The organism is Vibrio ostreicida (genome assembly GCF_013074385.2).
In the GTDB taxonomy this organism is placed as follows: Bacteria; Pseudomonadota; Gammaproteobacteria; order Enterobacterales; family Vibrionaceae; genus Vibrio; species Vibrio ostreicida.
On the sequence record NZ_JABEYA020000013.1, the window covers coordinates 59,727 to 66,501 of the forward strand.

The 6,775-nt window shown below is 44.0% G+C and carries 7 protein-coding genes; 5 read left to right on the top strand and 2 right to left on the bottom strand.

Annotated features, from left to right (window positions below; genetic code table 11):
- Positions 1-84: 84 nt before the first annotated feature.
- Positions 85-927: a transporter substrate-binding domain-containing protein gene (locus HLM86_RS15225; protein WP_143678172.1), complete on the bottom strand. Its 843-nt coding sequence runs from the start codon at positions 925-927 to the stop codon at positions 85-87.
- A gap of 109 nt (positions 928-1,036) precedes the next feature.
- On the opposite strand from HLM86_RS15225, the gene HLM86_RS15230 reads away from it, so the two are divergent.
- On the top strand, positions 1,037-2,944 hold the full coding sequence (locus HLM86_RS15230) for a sensor histidine kinase (RefSeq protein WP_170883612.1): 1,908 nt from the start codon (positions 1,037-1,039) through the stop codon (positions 2,942-2,944).
- 88 nt (positions 2,945-3,032) lie between these two features.
- Positions 3,033-3,887, top strand: coding sequence for a transporter substrate-binding domain-containing protein (locus HLM86_RS15235; protein ID WP_076588000.1), 855 nt, complete (start codon positions 3,033-3,035; stop codon positions 3,885-3,887).
- Between the two features lie 79 nt (positions 3,888-3,966).
- Here the strand turns inward: HLM86_RS15235 and HLM86_RS15240 are convergent, their stop codons facing one another.
- A complete protein-coding gene (locus HLM86_RS15240; RefSeq protein WP_170883613.1) occupies positions 3,967-4,788 on the bottom strand; it encodes an AraC family transcriptional regulator in 822 nt (273 codons plus the stop codon).
- A gap of 100 nt (positions 4,789-4,888) precedes the next feature.
- Here HLM86_RS15240 and HLM86_RS15245 point away from each other — a divergent pair, with 100 nt between their 5' ends.
- From HLM86_RS15245 to HLM86_RS15255, 3 genes are all read left to right on the top strand, one after another.
- Positions 4,889-6,007, top strand: coding sequence for a multidrug effflux MFS transporter (locus HLM86_RS15245; protein ID WP_170883614.1), 1,119 nt, complete (start codon positions 4,889-4,891; stop codon positions 6,005-6,007).
- Positions 6,008-6,090: 83 nt separating this feature from the next.
- The gene (locus HLM86_RS15250) at positions 6,091-6,522 is read left to right on the top strand and encodes a GFA family protein (protein ID WP_245798180.1); all 432 of its coding nucleotides are present in this window, start codon (positions 6,091-6,093) and stop codon (positions 6,520-6,522) included.
- A 31-nt stretch (positions 6,523-6,553) separates the two neighbouring features.
- Positions 6,554-6,685 (top strand): DUF3693 domain-containing protein, encoded by a 132-nt coding sequence (locus HLM86_RS15255; RefSeq protein ID WP_170883615.1) that lies wholly within the window; start codon positions 6,554-6,556, stop codon positions 6,683-6,685.
- Positions 6,686-6,775 lie beyond the last annotated feature (90 nt).

The window sequence follows — 6,775 nt, forward strand, 5'->3', positions numbered from 1 at the left end:
TGCAGAATCGTCTGAGTATGAAAAATCGTAACAAGCCACAGTCACGAGATTGTTGGCTTGTTGCTTGCTACTCACACTAAGCCATTAAGGGGTAAACCACCACTTGTCATCGATAGCGTTAAAGCTCTCGGTCAGAATAGGGCTGGGTATTCTTATTTGTGTCCGTTGGTTCAAGTTGGCTTTTAAGAACGCGTCTTTCGAAAAAGGATGACTGGCCAAAAGCGCCTGAAGGCTGCCATCCTCAAACGATTGCTCTAGTCCGCGAGTCAACATTAAGGCTAATTCATCATCCCCTAACCGAACATAAAAGAAACGCCCATAGGGATAAATAAGCACAATGCTGTCGTCAACCACAATATCGGGTTGGTTGCCACGATACGTTTCCAAAAACTGATAGACCTCATTTGCGCCTAACGGAAACAGATCAAACCGTTTGCCACCAATCATTTGTATCAAGGTTTCTATTCTGGGCGCCGTAGTCACCTTTAAACCTGCCGCTTGCAATATTCTAATGTCACCCCAGCCTTGACCTTGTCCCATCACAAACTTTGTTAGCTCGGCTAAATTTTCTACTTGACTGATTTTTTTCTGGGTATCTTTGTGGATGATAAAAAGCCTCCATCCCAATAATCCCATCTCAATAGGCAGATAAATGGGCGTGAAACGACCTTCCAACGTCTCATCAAACCCAGTATCAAATAAGTCCAGCTCATTATTTTCAACAAGTTGCCTCATTCGGTTCTGATTAACCTCTCTGGTGTCAACCACAGCCGTCATGTCGGTGCCAGACTTCTCAATCACCAGTTGAAGCACAGCAAACCCAAGTGACTGTTCTCCGACCCCATCGATGTTAGGGTAGAGAAGTTCTCGGGCAAATAGAGGTTCACAAACCAACATACATAACACCAATACACAGCTTTTCATCATCACACCTTTCACTATGACGCAGACGGCTGCCTATAATTGTAGCAAACAGTACCGTGGTAATGAGTCGTGAGGGCCTATACTCATAATAGGAACAGAACGAGAAATACATATGAGAAAGACTTATGTCAGTAAAATAGGTCGACGCGTTCTTTTAATTTTAGTGATCATGAGCAGCCTAATCACCTTAACAACGACGGTGTTGCAACTCTATTGGGATTACAATCGCCAGTTCGATGACGTCCGAACACGTCATACTGAAGTCAGGCAAGTTTATTCTAGCCTTATTGCCTCATCACTATGGTTTTATGATGTGCCTTCGGTTGAAAAGCGCCTCCAAGAGCTAAACTCCTTACCTAAGGTTGATTACCTAGAAGTTTGGTTTGATGGTGATGTCATTATATCGGGCGAGCAGCCTCAAGGGACAAACATTACCAACCGCTTCCCATTGGTGTACACGGATGATACGACCAAAGAAAGTAAGACAGTGGGTGAGTTGGTCGTTACATCAAGCTCTCAAGATATTTATGACTATCTGATAAGACAGTTCTTTATCAGCTTGGGTCTCAATGCGATCAGGACCACCCTTGTGTGCAGCCTGCTATTTTTGGTGTTTCACCATAGCATCAACCAACGAGTGATGAGCATTGTTCGGTATTTACGACAATATTACCCTCGATACCACAACACGCCGTTACGCATCAAGCAACAGCATTGGACAATCGAAGAAAAAGACGAACTCAGTTGGGTTGCTGAAGAAGTGAACAAACTCACTCGTACCTTCACCAAGCTTTACCAAAGCATTAAAATCGAACAAGAAAAGCTTCAGGATTTCACCGATGTTTCATCAGATTGGTTGTGGGAAACCAATGCAGAGGGGAAATTACGCTTTTGCTCTGGACCAATGAAACAGGCGCTGGAGATTGATCTAGAGACAGAACCTGAGTTGGCCCAGATTGAACGTTTAAAACACGCCAAGGGGCTAAGGAAAAAACTCAATAAACAGCAAAGCTTTTCCTTATGTGAAGAAAAAATAGAGATCCATGGCCAAACGCGTATTTTCGTCTTCCAAGCCATTGCGCGTTACAGCGGGCAGCAGTTTCTCGGATATAGGGGAACTGCCATCAACGTGACAGAACTCAAGCGAGCACAAGTAAAATTGGAAAAGCTCAATCAATCTCTTGAGGATACCATCACCAAACGAACGCTGGATTTACAAACCAGTCTCGCCGAACTTAAAACAACCCAAGAAAGACTGGTCGAATCTGAAAAACTCGGTGCCTTAGGGGGGTTGGTTGCAGGGGTTGCTCACGAGGTCAATACGCCTTTAGGTATTGCGGTCACGGCTACCACCTTAGTGGAAGACAACCTGACCAATCTCAATCAAAAATTTGATCAACAAACCCTCACCAGTGAGCAGTTTACCACCGCCTCAAAAACCATGGGCGAGGGGTTGGCTATGCTCAAAAGCAATCTCGACCGAGCCACAACTCTGGTTAGAGACTTTAAACGCACCGCCGTCGACCAGATCTCTGAGGACCGTGTTGAATTCAATATCCAACAAGTTTTGCGGTCGTTGCTCATCTCTTTAAGTATCGAGACTTCAAAAATCCCCGTTACCCCGACGCTCACCGGGGACGACACTCTGATGATGGATAGCTTTCCCGGTGTGTTGAGTCAAGCCATGTCAAACCTCATCTTAAACAGCCTTCGGCATGCTTTTGAGCACAGTGATATACTGCCCCAAATCTCCATATCTTATCGAAAAGTCGAACACAGTATCATCATTGAATATGCAGACAATGGCTCAGGGGTTGAGCCTGCATTGCACAATAAAATATTTGAACCCTTTTATACTACGATACGAGGCATGGGCGGTTCAGGGCTAGGCCTAAATCTGGTGTATAACCTAGTGAAAAAAAAGCTTCAGGGCGAGCTGGCGTTTAATTCTAATATTCAGCAAGGGGTACGCTTCACGCTCACTCTTCCTCAACACCTCCAAGAAACAACAGACACTTGATACCTCTATCTATTTCAGGAAAAGACCTCGATTGAACGCTATATTATTGATTGGAGTCATCAACTCAATACAGTAAAGGAATAAAACCATGACAGGATCATACCTACGTACGGGCTGGCTTCTCTTATTAGCCTTAACCAGCTTGAAGGTCGCAAGCCAAGAAGTGAAGTACCCGAATATCGACGGGATTGGCAAAGAGTCTATCGGGCTTGCTGTGCTGCAACTCGCGTTGGAGAAGTCGAGCGGTGAGTTTAATGTGACCGTTGATAAAAGGAGTGTGAACCAGAATCGGGCAAGGATTATGGTCGAATCCGGTGGTGCCGATGTCTTTGATACTGGCTTTCAAAAAGATCTGGAACAACGCTTCCTACCCATATATCTTCCACTGGAGATGGGATTACTGGGTTGGCGAATTCCTATCATCCACAAAGATACCGCGGCCAAACTTCAGCAGGTCAAAACTCTTAATGATGTCACCACAATGAGCGTTGGTCAGGGGCAAGGTTGGGGCGATATCCCTATCTTGGAAAATGCAGGGTTCAAAGTGGTGACGGCTTCAAAAATAGAAAAGCTCATCAAAATGGTCGAAGGAAAACGCTTTGACCTGTTTCCTTTGGGGGCAACGGAAGTATACCAGTTCTTAGATAAGTTCGGAGCCAGCAGCACATCATTGATCGTCGATTCATCCATCACGATTGTTTACCCCTATGGCCGTTTCTTTTATGTCCACAAAGACAATCAACCTCTGGCCGATGCGATCAAGCAAGGCATGGAAGCGGCGCTCTCTGATGGCAGTTTGATTGAACTTCTGAAAACCCATCCGTTTTCAAAAGACGCCTTAGGCAAAGCCGACTTGCAAAACAGGGTCAAAATAAATATTGAAAGCCCTGGCACCAACGATAGCTTTAAAAATATTGATGAAAAATGGTGGTATCAGCCCTAAATTTAATCGGCCGTCACCCAGACGGCCACCTTCATTTAGCGCCATGTTTGTTCAGGGCTATGACGCAGGATTGCAGCGCCTAAACGTTACAACCATTATGACCAATGGAATGACATGACTGATGCTGAACGGAATGATTTTTCATAAAACTTAAAGGTGTCTGCCCAGTTTGTTTTTTAAAAAAGGCGATAAAAGCGCTATCTGAAGAAAAACCTAGCCAATGGGAAACATCGTTCACTTGCAGGTCTCTAGACAACAATTCAATACCTTTTAATAAACGCCATTGCTGTTTCCAGTCTTGGTAAGACATTCCTGTTTCTGTTTTGAATAGCCGAGTGACGGTTTTCGTGCTTGCACCGATAGAATCCGCAAAAGATGTCAGGCTTGGCACTAAAAAAGTGTCGTTCATCAGTTGCTCACGGAATTGTTTAAATCGACGATTTGCTGGCAATGGTATTTGGAAAGAATGACGCTTAGCCGCATAAAATTCTTCCCAAAAAAGAGCTATCGTATTCTTCATTTCATGTTCAGGTTTGTCCCATGACCATAACGCGATTTTATCAATGAGTGCTTTTAATAGCGCATTCACTTCAATAATGATGATGTCGTTTGGATATTTGAAATCTGAACAATCGAAGTATAAAGAACGATAGGCAACAGTATTTGTCATCTTCGCCCGGTGTTGCGTCGATGGCGGAATCCAAACCGCTTTTGTCGGGGGCAAAATGCATATCGCGTTGTTTAACGCAAAACTCATACACCCTTGAGGCGCAAAAAGTAATTGTCCTTTCCTGTGTTGATGCATACCTGAGTCGTGCATACCAACGTCAGCAGCTATCCCAATAATGCTCGCGTTTACGCCATCAGGGTCGAATTGAGTTTCTTGATTAATCGAGGTCATTTTGTCCGAAATTTGATGTTTTTGGGTGTTTTGTTGTTAATGGGTAAATGATAGTCCAATTTATACTGTGCGCCAATTTGATCCACAATGAGAACTTTAAATGAAGACCAAACCGTCTTTATCGCTGATGGTGGTTATGCTGATGTTTCCACAAATTGTTGAAACCATCTATAGCCCAGCTTTGGGCTCTATTGCTCAATCATTCTCTGTTAGTTATTCTCAAGCAGCGCAAACGCTATCCGTCTATTTTTTATCTTTTGCAATGGGTGTTTTAGTGTGGGGGATATTGGCAGACAAGTTAGGCCGCCGCCCAACCATGATGGCTGGGTTATTTATATATAGCGGTGCTGTATTGGTGGCCATGCAAACTGAAAGCTTTACCCTCATTATGGCTGCACGAGCATTAAGCGCTTTTGGCATTGCTGTCGGCTCCGTGGTTACACAAACGATGCTGCGTGATGCGTTTAGTGGCGAAGCGTTGGGCAAGGTATTTAGCCTTATGGGAATCGGGCTCTCAATGAGCCCTGTGTTAGGCATGCTCTTAGGCGGGCAACTCACTGCAATGGGTGGACATCACTATGTGTTTTTATCATTGTTCGTGATGGCAATGCTGTTATTTTTCTATAACTTTTTTAAGCTTCCTGAAACACAAACCAACAAGCAGCCTCTACAACTAGGCCGTTTAAGTGTTCGTATGCTGAAAGATACACAAATTTGGCTATCGGGTTTATTAGTTGCGCTCTATAACACTGCTCTGTTTTCCTATTACCAGCTCGGCGCGTTTGTTTTTTCTGAGTTAGATTTCAGTGCGGAGCAATTTGGCTACAGTGGTATTGTGTTAGGGTTTGGTACGCTACTGGGCAGCTATTTGAACAAAGAGCTGCTTTCTAAGAAAGTGTCACAACGATCTCTACTAAGGCTCGCTGCGCTGTTATTAGCATTAGGCGCTGTCGGAGTTTATAACATGCTGAGTTCTATTTTGTTTCTGGTGCCAATGATGTTAGTGGTGATGTCCTTTGGTATTGCTATCCCAAATGTGTTGAGTGTTGCACTGGCTCACTATAAAAAGCAGGCGGGCAGTGCAGGGGCGTTATTTGGATTGATATATTATCTATTGATTGGCGGCGGACTGGCTCTCGTTGCCGAGGTTCAAAACTTAGGTACAGCACTTATAGTATGTAGTTCAGTGACCGTATTGGTGACATTATTACGTCAATAATCAACTTATTTGTATTGACTTATAGAAATTAAGTGGGCGTATATCAACGCACAAAAACGGCATAACGCCTTATAGGAAGCGTTATGCCTCTTAATGAGATGATGATGAGGGATTTTATGGTTTTAGGAAGTTGTAACTGTAAAGCTGTGCAGTTCAGAGTAACTGGCGACTTTAAGCGTATCGTAAACTGCCACTGTAAATTATGTCGAAAAATGAATGGTGCAGCGTTTTCAACTTATGTTGCTGTATTGAAGACCGATTTTGAACTTGTTAGAGGCGATTTGATTTCTTGTGATGTGACAGAGAATGCGCGTAAACATTTTTGCGGTAAATGTGGTACACCGATATTCAATTCAAACCCCAAATACTCAGGTTTAAACATCCTACACTTAGGTAGTCTAGATATCGAATCCTCGAAGCAACTTAAACCAGACGCAAATATTTATGATGAGTCAAAAGTGAGTTGGCTAGACAGTCTTTCTGATTTACCTACATTCGATCAGGCAATGAGCTAAGGCATAACAAACGGCTCAAGAGAGATTCGTAATGAACCATAAAAAGTATAACGGGCTGGGTTTACGAGGCATCTCAATTGCTTGCGGCGGCTTGGCGATGTGGATTGGCAGCCCATCAGAGTCACTAGCTCGGTGCGTATTATGTGGCACGCTATTATGTTGAGTGGTTTGGGGTCAGTACCATTGCGCCAGCACTGACGCCCTTGAAGCAGCAAAGGGAGGGTGAGCGAATGGCTCATTGTCGCCGCTTGCG

Coding starts and splice junctions, on each gene's coding strand:
- HLM86_RS15225 (WP_143678172.1), bottom strand. CDS start 927: ATGATGAAAAGCTGTGTATTGGTGTTATGTATGTTGGTTTGTGAACCT.
- HLM86_RS15235 (WP_076588000.1), top strand. CDS start 3,033: ATGACAGGATCATACCTACGTACGGGCTGGCTTCTCTTATTAGCCTTA.
- HLM86_RS15230 (WP_170883612.1), top strand. CDS start 1,037: ATGAGAAAGACTTATGTCAGTAAAATAGGTCGACGCGTTCTTTTAATT.
- HLM86_RS15240 (WP_170883613.1), bottom strand. CDS start 4,788: ATGACCTCGATTAATCAAGAAACTCAATTCGACCCTGATGGCGTAAAC.
- HLM86_RS15250 (WP_245798180.1), top strand. CDS start 6,091: ATGCCTCTTAATGAGATGATGATGAGGGATTTTATGGTTTTAGGAAGT.
- HLM86_RS15255 (WP_170883615.1), top strand. CDS start 6,554: ATGAACCATAAAAAGTATAACGGGCTGGGTTTACGAGGCATCTCAATT.
- HLM86_RS15245 (WP_170883614.1), top strand. CDS start 4,889: ATGAAGACCAAACCGTCTTTATCGCTGATGGTGGTTATGCTGATGTTT.